Source organism: Ruegeria sp. CDSB029, assembly GCF_059611125.1.
On the sequence record NZ_JBXWOX010000003.1, the window covers coordinates 128,489 to 145,956 of the forward strand.

General features: G+C 56.7%; 15 protein-coding genes and 1 pseudogene. 10 read left to right on the top strand and 6 right to left on the bottom strand.

What is annotated here, in order from left to right; genetic code table 11:
- Positions 1-3: 3 nt before the first annotated feature.
- A pseudogene (locus AC2FI8_RS04995) lies at positions 4-759 on the bottom strand (hypothetical protein); the annotation flags it as partial.
- Between the two features lie 78 nt (positions 760-837).
- On the bottom strand, positions 838-1,725 hold the full coding sequence (locus tag AC2FI8_RS05000) for a MurR/RpiR family transcriptional regulator (RefSeq protein WP_496777560.1): 888 nt from the start codon (positions 1,723-1,725) through the stop codon (positions 838-840).
- Positions 1,726-1,861: 136 nt separating this feature from the next.
- Here AC2FI8_RS05000 and AC2FI8_RS05005 point away from each other — a divergent pair, with 136 nt between their 5' ends.
- From AC2FI8_RS05005 to AC2FI8_RS05050, 10 genes are all read left to right on the top strand, one after another.
- Entirely contained in the window at positions 1,862-2,617 is a 756-nt protein-coding gene (locus AC2FI8_RS05005) for an N-formylglutamate amidohydrolase (RefSeq protein WP_496777562.1), read from the top strand.
- Between the two features lie 8 nt (positions 2,618-2,625).
- On the top strand, positions 2,626-3,198 hold the full coding sequence (locus tag AC2FI8_RS05010) for a TRAP transporter small permease subunit (RefSeq protein ID WP_496723875.1): 573 nt from the start codon (positions 2,626-2,628) through the stop codon (positions 3,196-3,198).
- Positions 3,195-4,514 (top strand): TRAP transporter large permease, encoded by a 1,320-nt coding sequence (locus AC2FI8_RS05015; protein ID WP_496777564.1) that lies wholly within the window; start codon positions 3,195-3,197, stop codon positions 4,512-4,514. Before AC2FI8_RS05010 ends, AC2FI8_RS05015 begins: the two co-directional genes overlap by 4 nt.
- A 50-nt stretch (positions 4,515-4,564) precedes the next feature.
- Positions 4,565-5,599, top strand: coding sequence for a TRAP transporter substrate-binding protein (locus tag AC2FI8_RS05020; protein WP_170417601.1), 1,035 nt, complete (start codon positions 4,565-4,567; stop codon positions 5,597-5,599).
- Positions 5,600-5,747: 148 nt separating this feature from the next.
- Positions 5,748-7,433, top strand: a complete 1,686-nt coding sequence (locus AC2FI8_RS05025; protein ID WP_496777566.1) for a Na/Pi cotransporter family protein — start codon at positions 5,748-5,750, stop codon at positions 7,431-7,433.
- A gap of 50 nt (positions 7,434-7,483) precedes the next feature.
- Positions 7,484-8,845, top strand: coding sequence for a glutamine synthetase family protein (locus tag AC2FI8_RS05030; RefSeq protein ID WP_496766873.1), 1,362 nt, complete (start codon positions 7,484-7,486; stop codon positions 8,843-8,845).
- 94 nt (positions 8,846-8,939) lie between these two features.
- Entirely contained in the window at positions 8,940-10,322 is a 1,383-nt protein-coding gene (locus AC2FI8_RS05035; protein ID WP_496766874.1) for an aldehyde dehydrogenase family protein, read from the top strand.
- Positions 10,323-10,389: 67 nt separating this feature from the next.
- Positions 10,390-11,535 (top strand): iron-containing alcohol dehydrogenase, encoded by a 1,146-nt coding sequence (locus tag AC2FI8_RS05040; RefSeq protein WP_496766875.1) that lies wholly within the window; start codon positions 10,390-10,392, stop codon positions 11,533-11,535.
- Between the two features lie 74 nt (positions 11,536-11,609).
- A complete protein-coding gene (locus tag AC2FI8_RS05045; RefSeq protein ID WP_496777568.1) occupies positions 11,610-12,449 on the top strand; it encodes an EamA family transporter in 840 nt (279 codons plus the stop codon).
- Between the two features lie 68 nt (positions 12,450-12,517).
- A complete protein-coding gene (locus AC2FI8_RS05050) occupies positions 12,518-13,288 on the top strand; it encodes an alpha/beta hydrolase (protein WP_496777571.1) in 771 nt (256 codons plus the stop codon).
- Between the two features lie 18 nt (positions 13,289-13,306).
- On the opposite strand, the gene AC2FI8_RS05055 is transcribed toward AC2FI8_RS05050, so the two are convergent.
- The 4 genes from AC2FI8_RS05055 to AC2FI8_RS05070 all read right to left on the bottom strand — a co-directional run bounded on the left by AC2FI8_RS05055 (position 13,307) and on the right by AC2FI8_RS05070 (position 17,462).
- Entirely contained in the window at positions 13,307-13,588 is a 282-nt protein-coding gene (locus tag AC2FI8_RS05055; protein WP_496774945.1) for a hypothetical protein, read from the bottom strand.
- A gap of 163 nt (positions 13,589-13,751) precedes the next feature.
- Positions 13,752-14,765, bottom strand: coding sequence for an ATP-binding protein (locus AC2FI8_RS05060; RefSeq protein WP_496777573.1), 1,014 nt, complete (start codon positions 14,763-14,765; stop codon positions 13,752-13,754).
- A gap of 24 nt (positions 14,766-14,789) precedes the next feature.
- A complete protein-coding gene (gene parE / locus AC2FI8_RS05065) occupies positions 14,790-16,748 on the bottom strand; it encodes a DNA topoisomerase IV subunit B (protein ID WP_496723650.1) in 1,959 nt (652 codons plus the stop codon).
- 159 nt (positions 16,749-16,907) lie between these two features.
- The gene (locus AC2FI8_RS05070) at positions 16,908-17,462 is read right to left on the bottom strand and encodes an NYN domain-containing protein (RefSeq protein WP_496777575.1); all 555 of its coding nucleotides are present in this window, start codon (positions 17,460-17,462) and stop codon (positions 16,908-16,910) included.
- Positions 17,463-17,468 lie beyond the last annotated feature (6 nt).

The window sequence follows — 17,468 nt, forward strand, 5'->3', positions numbered from 1 at the left end:
CGCGCGCAGCTCGACCACGGACTTGCCCAGCCGGAACGGCGCTGCGAAACTGACCAGACATAACGCGATGATCTGCAGCACAAGTATGTGCGCATTGTCTTGCAGGTATTCCCATTCGTCCTTCAACTTGCCGACCTGTTCCACCAGATCATCATAGCTTTGCGCCAGGATCAGATAGTCACCGGCAATCGCGGGAACCTTGCGGCGCATGTTGTCGATCGCGGCCTGTGTTATGTCGTCCAGAGTGGTAAAGACTAGGAACTGATCGATGTTGAACGCATCAGCCTTGTCGGCCATTGCGCGCATTTCGTCCTGTTCGTCTTTTGCCTGACTGCCAAACAAAAAATGCAGCCCCTGCAGTGGCGCGACCTCATTTGTGACTGCGATGAACAATGGCAGGTCGGCATTGCTGGCGGTTGAGGCCGACAGGAATTCAACCTTTTCGCACAGAATAGCAGTATCCGGGTCAAAGGCCGGGTCGCAGAACCGCAGGCGGAACCGCGCGGCATCACGGTCAAAGGCCAGCCCGGCGGCGTAAGCCACGTCTATCTGGCGGTCCAGTCGCGAGCTATCCGAAGTGTAAAGCCCAGCCAAAACCGCGACCAGCGCGCCAACGCCACCCAGTACAACCCAGACGAGGTCCGCGAGTTTCCAGGCGCGATGCCCGGCGGGTTTACGGAAAAGAAAGGCGGTGCCAATCAATCCAATCAGAAAGAACAGGATCAAAAGCGGCAGTTGGTTTTGGGTCACGAAACTCATGCCTTCAAAGTGACGGCCTGCTATGCGGCTGGCAACACTCCTCACGCTCAGTTGTTCCGTTTGGGTGGTAAAAAGCCGTTATGAGCCCGAGCTTTGGCCGAATTTCCGGAACAGTTTGGTGCGGTCAAAGGCCTGTTCCAGCTCATCTGTGCGCTCTTTAACCGAATCCCACAGCCTTTCCTGTACTTCGGCGATGACGCATTCCATCAAAACCAGAATGGCTGCCATTGAATCCCACGCCGACGGCACGGCAATACGCGTCGCAAAGGTGTGTTTGGCCAGCCGATGAATGGGTGAGCGCCACTGATCGGTGAACAGAACAATTTCAGCCTCGCGTTCATGGCACAGCTGGCCAATCAGCAGGGATGCGTTTTCATATCGGCGAACATCCAGCGCCACCAGCACATCGTCTTTGCGCACGTCCAGCAAATCATGTGTCCACGATGCCGCAACGGGCAGCAGCCGCACGTCGGGGCGGATCATCTGCAGGTGCAGGTACAGGTATTGGGCCAGCGTGCCGGTAATGCGGCCACCGGTGATAAAGATGCGCCGGTTGGGGTCACATAACAAGTTGCAGAAACTGTCGAATTCGTCTGGATCAACCTCATCAATCGTGCGTTTCTGATTGGCGAGTGTCTGTTGGGAGTACCGGTTCAGGATATGCTCTTCAGGCAGGTCGTTTTGCCACAAGTCACGTTTGGCGACCGGCCCCGAGATCATTTCTTTCACTTCGCCCCGCAGGGCGGCCTGAAACTGCGGATAACCTTGAAACCCGGTCTTTTGCAGCATCCGCGCGACTGTCGTGGTGGACACCGAGGCCGCGCTGGCCAGTTCGGTGATGCTGCCGAGACCGGCCATAGGGTAGTCGTCCAGCAATACACTGACCAGTTGACGCTCGGATGGGGTCATCTTGTCTTTGTGGGCCAGCAGCCTGTCCGTCACCCGCACGCGGCGTTCCTCCTGCATCTTTTCGATCTTAGTGTGAATAATTTTTCAGCAAGATCAAGAGTGGTGAAATTTATACAGGAAAAATATTGACAGGTTAAGGTCTCTTGTGGAAATTTTTCCACACGCATCTTAATTGGAATCGCAAGGCGGTATTTTGGACTTCGGAACAGTCGTTCACACGGACACAGTGGATGGTCCCCTTTCGGTAATGCTGGTCTGCGAACACGCGTCCAGCCGCATTCCCGCGTTTTTGGGGGATATGGGATTGCCTGTGGGCGCGCTGCAAAGCCACATCGCGTGGGATCCCGGGGCATTGGCTGTGGCCAAGCTGATGGCGGCACGCCTGTCGGCACCGCTGGTGTATGGCGGGGTGTCCCGGCTGGTCTATGACTGCAATCGCCCGCCTGAAGCCGCAGGGGCCATGCCGACGTGCAGCGAGGACTATCAAATCCCAGCGAATGTCGATCTGTCCGAGGAAGAGCGTGAAGGCAGGATTGAGAGCATCTACCAGCCCTTCAGCAAGGCACTGTCTGACCTGATCTCCCAAAATTGGGATACGCTTGAACTTATGGTGACGGTCCACAGCTTTACACCAGTCTACCATGGTCAGACGCGTGAGGTGGAACTGGGCATATTACACGGGGTGGATGACCGGTTCGCCCGGGCAATGATGACGACAGCACCCGCCGACCAAACCTATGAGACTCGCCTGAATGAGCCGTATTCGGCGGCGGACGGGGTTGCCCATACACTTGACGCGCAGGCGCTGCCGAACGGGCTGTTGAACGTCATGATCGAGATCCGCAATGACCTGATACAAACGCCCGAGCAGCAGGAGGCTATGGCCGATTGCCTGGTTTCCTGGATCGCGCGGACCCTTGCAGATTTTCAGAAAGGGGGAGCGGCGTGATCAAAACGATGGCGTCATATGTGCGGGTCGTCGATGCGGTGAATTACCGGATCGGGCGGGTCATGATGTGGGGCCTGTTTGTGATGATGGGCATCCTGTTGTGGTCCTCGATTTCCAAAACCTTCTTTCTGCCATCGCTCTGGACGCTAGAAATGGCGCAGTTTGCAATGGTGACCTATTATATCATGGGTGGGCCGTACTCGATCCAGTTGGGATCGAACGTACGTATGGACCTGTTTTATCACAACTGGAGCCCACATCGGAAAGCGTGGTTCGATGCCTTCACCGTGCTGTTGCTGATCTTCTACCTGGGCGTCTTGTTTTACGGTGGGCTCGGGTCAACGGCCTACAGCCTTGGCTATTGGGGCGATGAACCGGTTTCCTACTTCATTGGTCTTCTGACGGGCAGCGAGGAAATCGGGCGGCTTGAACGCTCATCAACGGCGTGGCGGCCGTATATCTGGCCGGTCAAAGCTATCATGGTGTTCGGCTTTTTCCTGATGCTGCTGCAGGCGATATCGGAATTCTTCAAAGACATAGCCCGGATCAACGGGCAGGAAATCGGGGTCTCACGGGCATGAGCCAGGAATATATTGCCATCTTCATGTTCGCCTTGATGATGCTGATGCTGTTCACAGGTCAGCGTGTCTTTGGCGCGATTGGCGCGGTGGCAACAATTGCCGCTTTGGCGCTGTGGGGAACGGGTGGGCAGGACATCACCTTTTCGGCCGCAATGAAGTTGATGAAATGGTATCCGCTACTGACATTGCCGATGTTCATTTTCATGGGCTATGTCCTCAGTGAAAGTCGGCTGGCCGATGACCTGTACAAGATGTTCCACGTCTGGATGGGCCCCATCAATGGTGGTCTGGCCATCGGCACCATCGGGTTGATGGTGCTGGTCTCGGCCATGAACGGCCTGAGCGTTGCAGGTATGGCCATTGGCGCGACCATTGCACTGCCGGAACTGCTTCGGCGCGGTTACGACAAGACGATGGTGACCGGGGTCATTCAGGCCGGGTCCAGTCTTGGTATTCTGGTTCCTCCCTCGGTCGTTCTGGTCCTCTATGCGATGATCGCGCGCCAGCCTGTAGGGCAACTTTGGCTGGCCGGTATCATCCCTGGCCTGCTGATGGCTGCCATGTTCATTCTGTACATCTGGATCCGCTGCCGCATTCAACCCGAGCTAGGACCGGCGATGGAAGACGCGCATGAAGTGCCGCGGGCCGAGAAGATCCGGCTTCTGGGGGCAGGGGCGCTGCCGCTGATCATCTTTGCAGCCATGATGGTGCCGTTTGTGAATGGCTGGACGTCACTGGTCGAAAGCTCAGCCATCGGAGCGCTCACCGCTTTGGCTGTGTCCGTAATCAAACGGCGGATGACTTGGAAGATATTCGAGGACTGCACCAAGCAGACGCTGGCCATTTCCTGCATGTTCATGTGGATCATTCTGGCCGCGCTGGGCTTTGGGGCCGTGTTTGACGGGCTGGGTGCCGTGAAAGCCATCGACAACCTGTTCACCGATCAACTGGGCCTGTCGCCGTGGATGATCCTCATCCTGATGCAGCTGAGCTTTATTGTCATGGGCACATTTTTGGACGACACGGCCATGTTGGTCATCGTGGCGCCACTTTATGTGCCGCTGGTCGGTGAACTGGGCTTTGATCTGATCTGGTACGGGGTGCTTTATACGATCACGACACAGATCGCCTATATGACGCCGCCCTTCGGCTATAACCTGTTCCTGATGCGCGCGATGGCCCCGCCCGAGATCACCCTGCGGGACATCTATGGTTCGATCTTTCCTTTTGTCGCGGTGATGGTGCTGGCGCTGACAATCATCATGATTTTCCCGGAAATCGCGCTTTGGTTGCCCGGGTATGTCTATGGAAAATAATAAGAATGCTCGGTGAACGGGCACAGAAACTTTAACGGAGAGGAATTGACATGACGACAAGACGTAAGTTTCTGAAAACCGCTGGGGTTGGCGTTGCTGCCGCACCACTGGCGACGCCTGCCTTGGCGCAGAACACGATTACATGGCGGATGCAGACCTATGCCGGTCCTGCGCTGGCCGAGCATGTGATTGATCCCGCGATCAAGATGTTCAACCAGATCGCCGGTGACCGGATGCAGATCGAGTTGTTCTATGCCGATCAGCTGGTCCCAACGGGCGAGTTGTTCCGGGCAATGCAAAAAGGCACCATCGACGCGGTGCAGTCGGACGATGACTCGATGGCATCTCCGACCGAAGTCACCGTGTTCGGCGGCTACTTCCCGTTCGCCTCACGCTATTCTCTGGACGTGCCGGTGCTGTTCAATCAGTGGGGCCTGAACGAGATCTGGGACGAGGAATACTCGAAGGTCGGCGTTAAACACATCAGCGCCGGTGCATGGGATCCGTGCCACTTTGCGACCAAGGACCCGATCAACTCGCTGGCAGACATGAAGGGCAAGCGCATCTTTACCTTCCCGACAGCGGGTCGCTTCCTGAGCCAATTCGGCGTCGTGCCGGTGACTCTGCCATGGGAAGACATCGAAGTTGCGGTTCAGACCGGCGAGCTGGACGGCATCGCGTGGTCGGGCATCACCGAGGACTATACCGTTGGCTGGGCCGACGTGACCAACTATTTCCTGACGAACAACGTGTCAGGCGCATGGGCAGGTCACTTCTTTGCCAATATGGATCGGTGGAACGAGCTGCCCGAGGATCTGCAGACCCTGTTCAAGGTTTGCTGTGATCAGTCGCATTACTATCGCCAGTGGTGGTATTGGGGCGGCGAAGCCAACCTGCGCGTCAACGGCACCAAGATGCAGCTGACCTCTATCCCGGACGAGGAATGGGCAACCGTTGAGGAAGCCGCCGTCAAGTTCTGGGACGAAATCGCTGCCGAGTCCGAGACTAAGGCGAAGGTTGTCGACATCTTCAAACGTTACAACGCCGAGATGCTGAAAGCCGGCCGTCCTTATCGTTACGGCTAAGAAACCCGTCCTCCCGACGCGAGGGGCCTCCCTTGCGTCGGGATTGGACATCAATAAGCGACACCATTTATGCTCACCTCTGTTCCAAGAATAGAAAAACGAAACCGGAAGCACATTTGTGCGCACCGGTCGAAAGAGGTGTGAACATATGGCTATCGCGAGCTTTTTGATTGAGATTTTTGCCGCAACCATGTTGCTGCTATTTGCTGTGCGTCTGGTGCGCACGGGCATTGAACGGCGCTTTGGTGCGCTGTTCCAGTCGATCCTGACACGCCACTCTAACAGCTTTGTTGCAGGGGGGGCTGGCATGGTTCTGGCCACGATCCTGCAAAGCTCGGCCGCCGTTACGGTTTTGCTGACCGGTTTCGCTGCGGCGGGGATGGTGACGTTTGGGATGGCGCTGGCGGGTGTTTTGGGCGCGGATTTGGGCGCCGCTTTAGTCATTCAGGTTCTGTCCTATGATCTGGGCTGGCTTCAACCCGCATTGCTGGCGTTGGGCGGTTGGTTGTACCTGAAATCCGAACGGTCGAATGTACGGCTTATGGGCCGGATCGTTCTGGGCGTCGCCTTTATCCTGATCTCGCTTCAATTCCTGCGCGAAGCAGTTGAGCCGATCCGCGAAAGCGCGTTTTTGCCCGCAATCGCGGGGTATCTTGAGACCGATTATTTCAGCGCCTTCATTGTCGGCGCAGTGCTGGCCTTTGTCATGCACAGCTCGGTCGCGACGATCCTGATGTGCGTGGCCTTGGTTCAGATTGGTGCAATTCCCTTTGCCGCCGGGTTGTCGCTGGTGCTGGGAGCAAATCTGGGTTCTGCCTTCATTCCAATGTGGCTGACGCGCGATATGACGGTCACAGCCCGGCGTATCCCTCTGGCCAACCTCTTATTGCGGGGAAGCGCGGCGCTGGTAATGCTGATCGTCGTGAATGTTGGCGGGTTGCACGAGGCGCTATTGGTGACGAGCCCGGCGCAGTCTCTGATTTTTGCACATATCGGATTCAATTTGGCTGTATTCCTTCTGGCCACGGGTTTCGTGAACCAGTTGGAACAGCCGATGGCGGTTCTTCTGGCGGAACCCAAGATCGAGACCAATGCACTGGATCAGTTTTCGGATGCACTGACCCCGCTCGGGGATCCCAGCGGTGAAAGGGCCAGCGTTGCGATGTCTTCGGTGCGCCACGAGCTGTTGCAGATGATTACGCAGGTCGAACGCATGTTTCGCCCGGTGCTGGATATTTACGAAAAGGATGACAACGACGCGATTTCTGCGCTTTGGCAGCAGGATGAGCGGGTGAATACGCAACTGACCGAGATCCGCCGTTTCGTCGCCCGCATGCCGCGGCAGAATATGAGTAAAGGGCAGATCAAAGCCGCACGAGGGTTGGTCGAATATGCCATCCGTCTTGAGGCTGCAGGCGATGTTGTCTCGAACCGGATGACCCGGACGGCGCAGATTAAGCACACCGAACGTTCGGAGTTCTCAGCGCAGGGCTGGAAAGAGCTGAAAGATTTGCACGCGGCCATTCTAGAAAGTTTCTCACTGGCGCGTCACGTGCTGTTGGTGGACGACATGGATTGTGCCCGCCGGCTGGTGTTGGACAAGGCCGAGGTCAAGCGGATGTCCCGCAATAGCCGCAAGGCGCACCTGAAACGGTTGGAGCGTGGTCAGACTGAGAGTTTCCAGTCCTCCGACCTGCATTTGGAAACCCTGCGGTCCATGCGCGACTTGCACGGGCACATCGCCGCCGTCGCCTATCCGATCCTCTACAAAAGCGGTCAGGTTCTGGAAACGCGCCTGGTGATGGAAATGGAAAAAGAAGCCAACGATGACTGAAGGCAGGTAATCGAAACCGAGGTCTTTCTGAGTGACAAAGGAAACCAATGATGGGCAATGAAGCGATTTTGGCCGATCTGAAAGCCAAATTCGAAACGGGCGAGGTCGACACCGTACTGGTTTGCATGGTGGACATGCAGGGCCGGCTGATGGGCAAGCGGTTTCACGCAGGTCATTTCGTAGCAGGTGCGTGGGAAGAAACCCATTGTTGCAATTACCTGCTGGCCACGGATCTGGAGATGGGCACGCCGGACGGCTATGCCTCGACCAGTTGGGAGCGGGGTTATGGCGATTATGTCATGAAGCCGGACTTGAGCACGCTGCGCCCGGTGCCGTGGCTGGAAGGCACGGCGATGGTGATGTGCGATGTGCTGGATCACCACACGCATGAGGAAGTGCCGCATGCGCCGCGCTCGATCCTGAAGAAACAGGTCAATCGCCTCAAAGCCATGGGTTATGACGCGATGTGCGCCACCGAACTGGAGTTTTTCCTGTTCGAAAAAAGCTTTGACCAGATCCGCAAGGAAGGCTTCCGCGATCTGGAGCCGATCTCGGGCTATAACGAAGATTATCACATCCTGCAGACCACCAAGGAAGAGCATGTGATGCGCCCAATCCGCAACCATTTGTGGAACGCGGGGATACCGGTTGAGAACTCGAAGGGTGAGGCCGAGACCGGGCAGGAAGAGCTGAACATCAAATACGCCCCGGCGATGGACACGGCCGAATACCACTCGATCGCCAAGAACGCGGTGAAAGAGATCGCCTGGCAACACGGTCACGCGGCGACGTTCCTGCCGAAATGGCATCACGACAAAGTCGGCAGCTCGTCCCACGTGCATCAGTCGCTTTGGGCGGATGGCAAGCCAGCGTTTTATGATGCGGATGACGCGTTGGGTATGTCGGCGCTGATGAAAAGCTATATGGCGGGTCTGCTCAGATATGCCGCTGACTATACCTATTTCATGGCTCCCTACATCAACAGCTACAAGCGGTTCATGAAAGGCACCTTTGCGCCGACAAGGATTATCTGGTCGGTGGACAACCGAACGGCTGGCTTCCGTCTGTGCGGCGATGGGACTAAGGCCGTGCGGGTTGAGTGTCGTATTCCGGGCTCAGATATGAACCCGTATCTGGCGATGGCTGGCATGTTGGCCGCCGGGATTGCCGGTATCGAAGAAGGCCTGGAACTGCAATCGCCCACCACCGGTGATGTCTATCAGGGAGACACCGGTATGATCCCCGGCAATCTGCGTGCAGCACGCGATGCGTTGCACGGGTCATCGATGCTACGCGCGGCTATGGGTGATGATGTGGTCGAACACTATGCCCGTGCAGCGGAAGTCGAGATTGAGGAATTCGAGCGCGTCGTGACTGATTGGGAAGTTGCCCGCGGGTTTGAGCGGGCTTGAGATCGGGTCAAGCTGGGGGCGATGCCCCCACGCCCCCGGGATATTTTTAGCCAGATGAAGCAGGGATCCTGTTTCTTTCGGAAATGGAGTGGTTATGGGGCAGATGTTGAAATGTGTCTCGCCGATTGATGGATCGGTTTTTGCTGAACGTGAGGTGTTGTCACGGGATGCAGCGTTTGAAGCGGCAGCGCGATCGCGGGCGGCACAGGCAGAATGGGCAGCGCGGCCGTTGCAGGAACGTATCGATCTTGTCATGGCCGGTGTGGCTGCGGTTGGGGCGATGAACGATGAGATTGTGCCCGAGTTGGCGCATATGATGGGGCGTCCGGTACGTTATGGCGGTGAGTTCGGCGGCTTTAACGAACGTGCGAGCCATATGGCTCAGATTGCCGAGGCGTCTCTGGCTGATATCGCAGTGGGCGAGGACGAAGCCTTCAAACGCTATATCAAGCGCATTCCGCATGGCGTGGTCTTTGTGGTGGCGCCCTGGAACTATCCCTACATGACCGCAATCAACACCGTGGCCCCGGCCCTGATCGCGGGGAACACTGTGATCTTGAAACATGCCACGCAGACGCTGCTGGTGGGCGAGCGCATGGCGCAAGCGTTTCATTCCGCGGGTGTGCCCGAAGATGTATTTCAGAATGTCTTCCTGAGCCATGACGTGACCAATGACCTGATTGCAGGCAATGCGTTCGACTTTGTGAACTTCACCGGTTCAGTAGGTGGTGGCCAAGCGATGGAGCGCGCGGCTGCAGGGACATTCACCGGTGTTGGCACCGAGCTGGGTGGCAAAGATCCGGGCTATGTCATGGACGATGCCGATCTGGATGCTGCGGTGGATACGTTGATTGACGGCGCGATGTTCAACTCGGGCCAATGCTGCTGCGGGATCGAGCGGATTTACGTCCACGATAGCCTGTATGATGCCTTCGTCGCCAAGGCGGTTGAGGTTGTGAAAGGCTATAAGCTGGGCAATCCTCTGGACAGCGATACAACGATTGGTCCAATGGCCAATGTGCGCTTTGCCAAAGAGGTGCGCGCGCAGATCACCGAGGCTGTTGCGGCCGGGGCGGTGGCTCATATCGGCACGTTCCCCGAGGACGATGGTGGGGCCTATCTGACACCGCAGATCCTGACCAACGTCACCCATGACATGCGGGTGATGCAGGACGAGAGTTTCGGCCCCGTGGTCGGCATTATGAAAGTGTCCTCGGACGACGAAGCCATCGCCTTGATGAATGACAGTGAATTTGGTCTGACCGCCAGCCTGTGGACCCGCGATGTAGACCGGGCCGAACGCGTGGGCGATGCGATCGAAACCGGAACCGTGTTCATGAACCGCGCCGATTACCTGGATCCGGGCCTTTGTTGGACTGGCTGCAAGAATACCGGCCGCGGCGGCGGTTTGTCCGTCATTGGCTATCACAACCTGACACGTCCTAAATCCTACCACCTGAAAAAGGTCACGGGCTAAGGGCAACGGCCTGCCCGGTTCAGACCCCCTCGGCCGGGCAGGTCTCAAATCACAAAGGAAACCTGACATGTCACTTGTTGGAAACTGGTCCTATCCGACCGCTATCAAATTCGGCGCAGGCCGTATCAAGGAACTGCCCGAGGCATGTGCTGCCGCTGGTATGAAAAGGCCGTTGTTGGTCACCGACAAAGGGTTGGCCGATCTACCGATCACCGCGGCGACGCTGGATATCATGGAGGCCGCAGAGCTGGGGCGCGGGCTATTCAGCGACGTGGATCCTAACCCGAACGAAAAAAATCTTGAGGCAGGGGTCGCGGCCTACAATGCGGGCGGCCATGATGGTGTGATCGCTTTTGGCGGCGGTTCCGGGTTGGATCTGGGCAAGATGGTTGCCTTTATGGCAGGGCAGACGCGCCCGGTTTGGGATTTCGAGGATATCGGCGATTGGTGGACACGCGCGGATTCGGATGTCATTGCACCGATTATCGCTGTGCCGACCACAGCCGGGACCGGGTCCGAGGTCGGGCGCGCCAGTGTCATCACGAATTCCGAAACCCATGCGAAAAAGATCATATTCCATCCCAAGGTTCTGCCGACCGTGGTGATCTGCGACCCCGAGCTAACAGTTGGCATGCCCAAATTCATCACGGCGGGCACCGGTCTTGATGCATTTGCGCATTGTGTCGAGGCGTATTCCAGCCCGCATTATCATCCGATGAGCCACGGCATTGCGCTGGAAGGTATGCGGCTGGTCAAGGAGTACCTGCCACGCGCCTATGCAGATGGCACGGATATTGAGGCCCGCGCGCAGATGATGAGCGCGGCAGCGATGGGGGCGACCGCCTTCCAGAAAGGCCTAGGCGCGATCCACGCCATGAGCCACCCGATTGGCGCTGTTTTCAACACTCACCACGGCACCACCAACGCGGTTTGCATGCCCACAGTGCTGGAATTCAATGCCCCAGCTATCGCTGACCGGTTTCAGTCAGCGGCGGCCTATCTGGGAATTGATGGCGGCTTTGACGGCGTCCGCGGCTTTGTGCAGGAGTTCAACGACGCGCTGGGTATCCCAACCAGACTGTCCGAACTGGGTGTGACCGAAGCTGCAATCCCGAAACTGGTGCAAGGCGCGATCATCGATCCGTCTTGTGGTGGTAACCCAATCGAATTGACAGAGGACAATCTGACCGCTCTGTTTAAGGCTGCATTGTGATCGGTCTTGCTCTGTGCAAGTAACGAAACCGGCCCGTTTCTTGGGCCGGTTCTCTCTGCGCGAAAGGTTCGGACGTGACTCTGTTTGTCATCGCCATCATTTTGACGGCTGCGTTGCTGCATGCGGTGTGGAACGCCATCGTCAAAACAGCCGCCGACCGAACGACCACTTTGGGCCTTGTCGCATTTGGGCATGTTATCCCTGCAACGGCCATGGTCCTGTTGCTGCCTCTGCCCAGCGCTGAGAGCTTTCCCTATATCCTGATCTCGACCGTCGTACATTTTGGGTACTACTACATGCTGGGAAAAGCTTATCAGCATGGGGATCTGAGCATCGTCTATCCGATCGCCCGCGGTATCGTGCCTGCGCTGGTCTCGCTCTGGGCTATGATCCTGGTGGGCGAGGTGCTGCCGTTGCAGGCATGGGGCGGGATTGCACTGATCGCGCTTGGTATTCAGCTCAGCAGTTGGACGGCCTTGCGGTCCGGTGTCGGGCGTTGGGCGCTGGGGTTTGCTCTGGGTACCGGGTTTTGCATCTCGATTTATTCGGTCGTGGATGGCATCGGGGTGCGGTTGTCGGGCAATACGCTCAGCTACTGGGCCTGGGGCGCGTTTCTGCACCTGTTCATCGCCGGGTTCGTCGGCATCAAAAAGCGGGATACGTTGGCACAGCTTCCGACCAAGGTCTGGATGATCGGAATCCTGGGCGGGCTGGTGTCGATGACGGCCTATGGTCTGGTGCTTTACGCCAAGAATTTCGCACCACTGGGTGCGGTTTCAGCATTGCGTGAGACTTCGGTGATCTTCGCTGCGTTGATCGGGTTTATCTTCCTGCATGAGGGCAACTGGATGCGTCGCCTTGGTGCGGCCCTACTGATGGCTGTTGGCGTTGCCCTGATCGGTATGTCGGTCTGATCCCGGCGGCCTTGCCGCGCGCGCCTGTCGTCTCGCATAGTGGGGACAAGTGACAAGAGGGCGTTTTGATGACCAAAGAGATTGTTCTGATCCACGGGGCCTTTGCCGGACCTTGGTGTATGGCGGACTACGCGGGTTTCTTCCGCGCGCGCGGCTGGACGGTGCACACCCCTGCGCTGCGCTTTCATGGTGGGGACCCCAAGGCCGAACCTGACCCCGGACTTACGGATACCAGTGTCGCGGATTATGCCAATGATATTGCCGAGCTCGTGCAGGGCTTGGACAGCAAGCCGGTCATCCTCGGCCATGCCATCGCGGGCGTTGTGGCGCAGCAGGTGGCCGAGCGTGGGTTGGCCAGTGCCATTGTCCTGATCAACCCGAACGCGCCGTGGGGCACCTTGCCCGAAACCGACGATGAACGCGCCATCCCGCGCGCGCTGATGGAGGGCGGGGCGTTCTGGAAACAACCCATGCATGTCGAGTTCAACCTGATGGCCCCTTTTGCGCTGAACAAGATGCCCGAGGCGCAGCAGCGTGAAGTGTTCGACCAGCTGGGTGCAGAAAGCGGGCGGGTGATGTTCGAGATGTTCTTTTGGATGTTCGACGACCACCACGCAATGAAGGTCGATATCGACAAGGTCGATTGCCCGGTGCTGATCGTGTCGGGCACCGAGGATCGTGCCGTCAACCCCGATACCTGCCGTGCGCTGGCCAATCTGTACGGGGATCGCGCGACGTTTATGCCGGTGGAAAACCACGCGCATTTCCTGTTCATGGAGCCCGGCTGGGAACAACCCGCCGGCCAGATTGCAGACTGGCTGGAGGAGAAGGTGGGCTAGATGGCCCGACCATTTAATTCAGCGATTGACCTGAATACCGCTCTCTGGTTTCCACTTCATGGCACCGTCGCCGCCTTTGATACAACGCAGAAGGTGTTCTTCGCGCGCACTGGACGTTTCGGTCACGGTGTTGTTGCCAGAGATCACAACATAGGCGTCCACCGAATAAGCGAGGCCATTGTAATAGCAGAACCGTAACTCTGCCCCGACTGGAATAGGCGATGCGCCGATCAGCGACTGCTGCGCGCTTGCCTGACTGGCCAACAAGGCAAAGGCCAGCCCGAGGGTTAGTGCTTTCATGTCGTCCTCCCGTTCGAAATTTGTGTTCGTTCAAATTGGGTCTTGGACGCTCGGAACCTCAAATGTCGTTCTTCGATGACAATTGCGCGCAAGTGTGAACGGGATCAACGGGTTAGGCAAGGGGAGTATTGTGTGTTAGAAATTTCGCTTGATAGTTAAACATCTACGGAACTTTGAGGATGTTCTCCAAAAAAACTATAGCGTTTTCATTGTAGATCACAGGAGTCACGCTCGAAACCAAGCCGGTTGCATTGTATTTTTCTTCTTGTTGACGGTTTCTAAAATTATACTTTGAATAGCGTTCGTCACCCTTCAGGCCGTTTTCGTTGATAGCTTTCCAAACGTTAGCTTGCTTTACGCCCGGTATCAGTTTTTGAATTTTCTTCCAAACATCTAACGCGCTGTATGGATACTTCTCAAATATATCCCGCTCGACTTCTTTTTCGATCTCAATGGCATTTACCGGGACGACGTCACCAATAAGTTTGAGTGTTGCAGCACCTTCTTTTTCATCGAAGTTGCCTTCTCTAATGAACTGAAGTTTTTTCGCCAAGTCAGTGTCAATAACAAGTGGTTTCCCTGTACTTTTTGACATTACATCAGTTGTATTCACTACTAGCGCATTTTGGGGGCCAGTAGTGCCAATTTGCTGAACGTGCTCAATCCAAGCTTTATTGTTAGCGTTGATACGGTCGCCAATAATTGCTTGAAGTTCAGCAGAAAGAATTCTTTGCGTGCGGCCGCCATAACGATAGTAAATATCGCCATTTCTCAGTGTTTGGTCTTTTCCCTCATCTGCAAGAGATATGACTGGTTTGGTTTTGGCTTCATAGATCTTAAAGGCGCCGAATTTCTTGTCATCAATTGTTAAACTTACAGCGTCCCACCGAATTTCCGACGAAAACAATCTCCCAAGAAACCCTGTGATTTTTTCAGGATCAACATTGTCGAATGCTGCGGCAGACTTTTCAGAAAGGCCGGAAATTTCACGAGGTGCGTCTTTGACACCGAAGACCAAAAATCCGCCTCGATTGTTCGCAAAAGCGGCGAAGTCACGGAAATAATCCGCCAGTCCAGCGAGATTGAATTGCTCTTTGAACTCTAGGCTGCGTCCTTCTCGGTGAAAAAGCTTTCCGTTTTTTATTCGGAGTAGTTCAAGAAGTTCTTCGTCAATCAAATATCTTTCCTTCAATTCTAGCAGTCAAACATCCAACTCCTCCACAAACCGCGCGTTTTCCTGAATGTACTGGAACCGCAGTTCGGGTTTTTTGCCCATCAGGCGCTCAACCAGATCGCCGGTCTCGCCGGGTTCGTCCTCGTCGATGGTGACCCGGATCAATTTCCGGGACGCGGGGTCCATCGTGGTTTCTTTCAGGTCCTTGGCGTCCATCTCACCCAGACCCTTGAAGCGTGAGACGTCGATCTTGCCTTTGCCGCCCAGACCTTTTTCAAGCCACTCATCCCGCTCGGCCTCGTCCAGGCAATAAACCCGCTTGGCGCCTTGGGTCAGGCGATACAGGGGCGGGCAGGCCAGGTACAGGTGGCCCGTGTCGATCATCGGGCGCATCTGGGTAAAGAAGAACGTCATCAGCAGCGCCGCGATATGCGCGCCGTCCACATCCGCGTCAGTCATGATGATGATCTTGTCATAACGCAGATCATCGACGTTGAACTTGGTGCCAAGTCCCACACCCAGCGCTTGGGTCAGATCGTTGATCTCGGCGTTGGTGCCCAGTTTGGAACTGGCCGCGCCCAGCACGTTCAGGATCTTGCCGCGCAGGGGCAGCAGGGCCTGCGTTTTGCGGTTTCGGCCCATTTTTGCAGAACCGCCCGCAGAATCTCCTTCGACGATGAATAATTCTGTTCCGTCGCGTGTTGAACTAGAACAGTCCACCAACTTGCCGGGGAGACGAAGTTTTTTAGTGGCGGACTTACGTTGTGTTTCTTTCTCGGCGCGTCGGCGCAGACGTTCTTCGGACCTCAGAATGAGGAAATCGAGAATAGCACCGGCGGATTTCGTGTCCGCGGCCAGCCAGTTATCGAAATGGTCGCGGACCGAATTCTCTACCAGCCGCTGCGCCTCGACCGTCGCAAGGCGATCTTTGGTCTGGCCGACGAACTCCGGTTCGCTGATAAAGCAGGATACCAGCGCACAGCCACCGGTGATCAGGTCGTCGCGGGTGATCTGCGCGGCCTTCTTGTTGTTGATCAGTTCGCCATAGGCCTTGATCCCCTTGAGGACCGCAGCCCAGAAACCCGCCACATGGGTACCGCCTTCGGGGGTGGGGACGGTGTTACAATAGGACTGGATGAACCCGTCGCGCGAGGGCGTCCAGTTGATCGCCCATTCGACCTTGCCGGGGGTGCCGAACTTTTCCCGGAAGTCCACGGTGCCTGCAAAGGGTTGCTCGGCATAGGTGGACGAGCCGTTCATCGTTTCCTTCAGGTAGTCCGATAGACCGCCGGGAAAGTGGAAGCTGGCTTCGGTTGGCGTTTCGCCGTCGTCGATATGGGATTTCCAGCGAATTTCGACGCCCGAGAACAGGTAGGCCTTGGAGCGGATGGATTTGAACAGCCGCGCCGGTTTGAACTTGTGGTGGCCAAAGATCTCTTCATCTGCGTGGAATGTCACAGTGGTGCCGCGCCGGTTGGGTGCCGCGCCGACTTTTTCGACAGGGCCCAGAGGGATGCCGCGTGAAAAGCGCTGTTCGAACAGCTGTTTGTCACGCGCCACCTGAACGACCATCGAATCCGACAGCGCGTTCACAACCGACGCACCCACACCGTGCAGACCGCCCGAGGTCTGATAGGCCTTGCCCGAGAATTTGCCGCCCGCGTGTAGGGTGCAGAGGATCACCTCTAGCGCTGATTTGTCGGGAAATTTCGGATGCGGATCGATCGGAATGCCGCGCCCGTTGTCGCGCACGGTCAGGGCGTAATCTGCGTGCAGCTCAACCTCGATCCGGTTGGCGTGGCCCGCGACCGCTTCGTCCATCGAGTTGTCGAGGATTTCGGCCACCATATGGTGCAGCGCGCGTTCGTCCGTGCCGCCAATATACATGCCGGGGCGTTTGCGGACCGGTTCCAGACCTTCAAGCACCTCAATCGAGGAGGCGTCATAGGTATTGGTCGCTTCTGGCGTCAACAGATCGTCGGGCATGGGTGCTGCTCTTGTTTTTGGGTTTGGTCCCATTATGGCAGGGGATGTGGTCCGGGGGAAGGGGCGCGCGAAGTGTTGTGTGCGGTTTGTCGGCTGTGGTGCGCCGTGATTGGGAGCTGAGGTTGAAACGCTACATGTTTGACCCAGCTGGAACCATGGTCACAACGCCAGCCAGAGAGCCCCATTCCGATAGCCACCCTGCACAAGCTCTTTGGCCTGCAGCACATCCGGATAATCGTCAACCCAATCGCGAAAACGGTCATTTGTGACAATGGTAGCACTTAGGTCGCGAGCGACCTGTAGAACAGGCGGGTCGGCTGGCGTTCCCTTGGGGGCGACCATAACGCGGTCAACGGGCAACCCAAGCAATGAGGCAAGGGCTTTGTCGTTCATGTAGCGATCCGAGATTTTGTAGCCGACATTTGCATCGAACACGACGCCGGGAGTCAGGCCGGAGGTGGTCAAAGCGTCGACAACTTCGCGCACGGTGGCAATGTCCGGAATGCCCTCTCGCCAGTGCAAAATATTTGATCCATCAACTACGGCCCAGTTCTTCGGGGCTTTCGATCTGCGCAACCATTTTCCAAGCAGCAATATTGCGCTTGCGATGGTGCAAGGCCCCGCGACCATTGCCCAATCAGAGAGAGCAGGGTGGAACAGTGCCGCAAACAGGCCGCAGATTGACAAGACAAACAAGAACAGAGGAAGGCGCATCGCTGA

Bases quoted from the DNA above. Each gene is read 5' to 3' on its own strand.
- AC2FI8_RS05000 (WP_496777560.1), bottom strand. From the start codon at position 1,725: ATGCAGGAGGAACGCCGCGTGCGGGTGACGGACAGGCTGCTGGCCCAC.
- AC2FI8_RS05010 (WP_496723875.1), top strand. From the start codon at position 2,626: ATGGCGTCATATGTGCGGGTCGTCGATGCGGTGAATTACCGGATCGGG.
- AC2FI8_RS05015 (WP_496777564.1), top strand. From the start codon at position 3,195: ATGAGCCAGGAATATATTGCCATCTTCATGTTCGCCTTGATGATGCTG.
- AC2FI8_RS05020 (WP_170417601.1), top strand. From the start codon at position 4,565: ATGACGACAAGACGTAAGTTTCTGAAAACCGCTGGGGTTGGCGTTGCT.
- AC2FI8_RS05025 (WP_496777566.1), top strand. From the start codon at position 5,748: ATGGCTATCGCGAGCTTTTTGATTGAGATTTTTGCCGCAACCATGTTG.
- AC2FI8_RS05030 (WP_496766873.1), top strand. From the start codon at position 7,484: ATGGGCAATGAAGCGATTTTGGCCGATCTGAAAGCCAAATTCGAAACG.
- AC2FI8_RS05035 (WP_496766874.1), top strand. From the start codon at position 8,940: ATGGGGCAGATGTTGAAATGTGTCTCGCCGATTGATGGATCGGTTTTT.
- AC2FI8_RS05040 (WP_496766875.1), top strand. From the start codon at position 10,390: ATGTCACTTGTTGGAAACTGGTCCTATCCGACCGCTATCAAATTCGGC.
- AC2FI8_RS05050 (WP_496777571.1), top strand. From the start codon at position 12,518: ATGACCAAAGAGATTGTTCTGATCCACGGGGCCTTTGCCGGACCTTGG.
- AC2FI8_RS05055 (WP_496774945.1), bottom strand. From the start codon at position 13,588: ATGAAAGCACTAACCCTCGGGCTGGCCTTTGCCTTGTTGGCCAGTCAG.
- parE (WP_496723650.1), bottom strand. From the start codon at position 16,748: ATGCCCGACGATCTGTTGACGCCAGAAGCGACCAATACCTATGACGCC.
- AC2FI8_RS05070 (WP_496777575.1), bottom strand. From the start codon at position 17,462: ATGCGCCTTCCTCTGTTCTTGTTTGTCTTGTCAATCTGCGGCCTGTTT.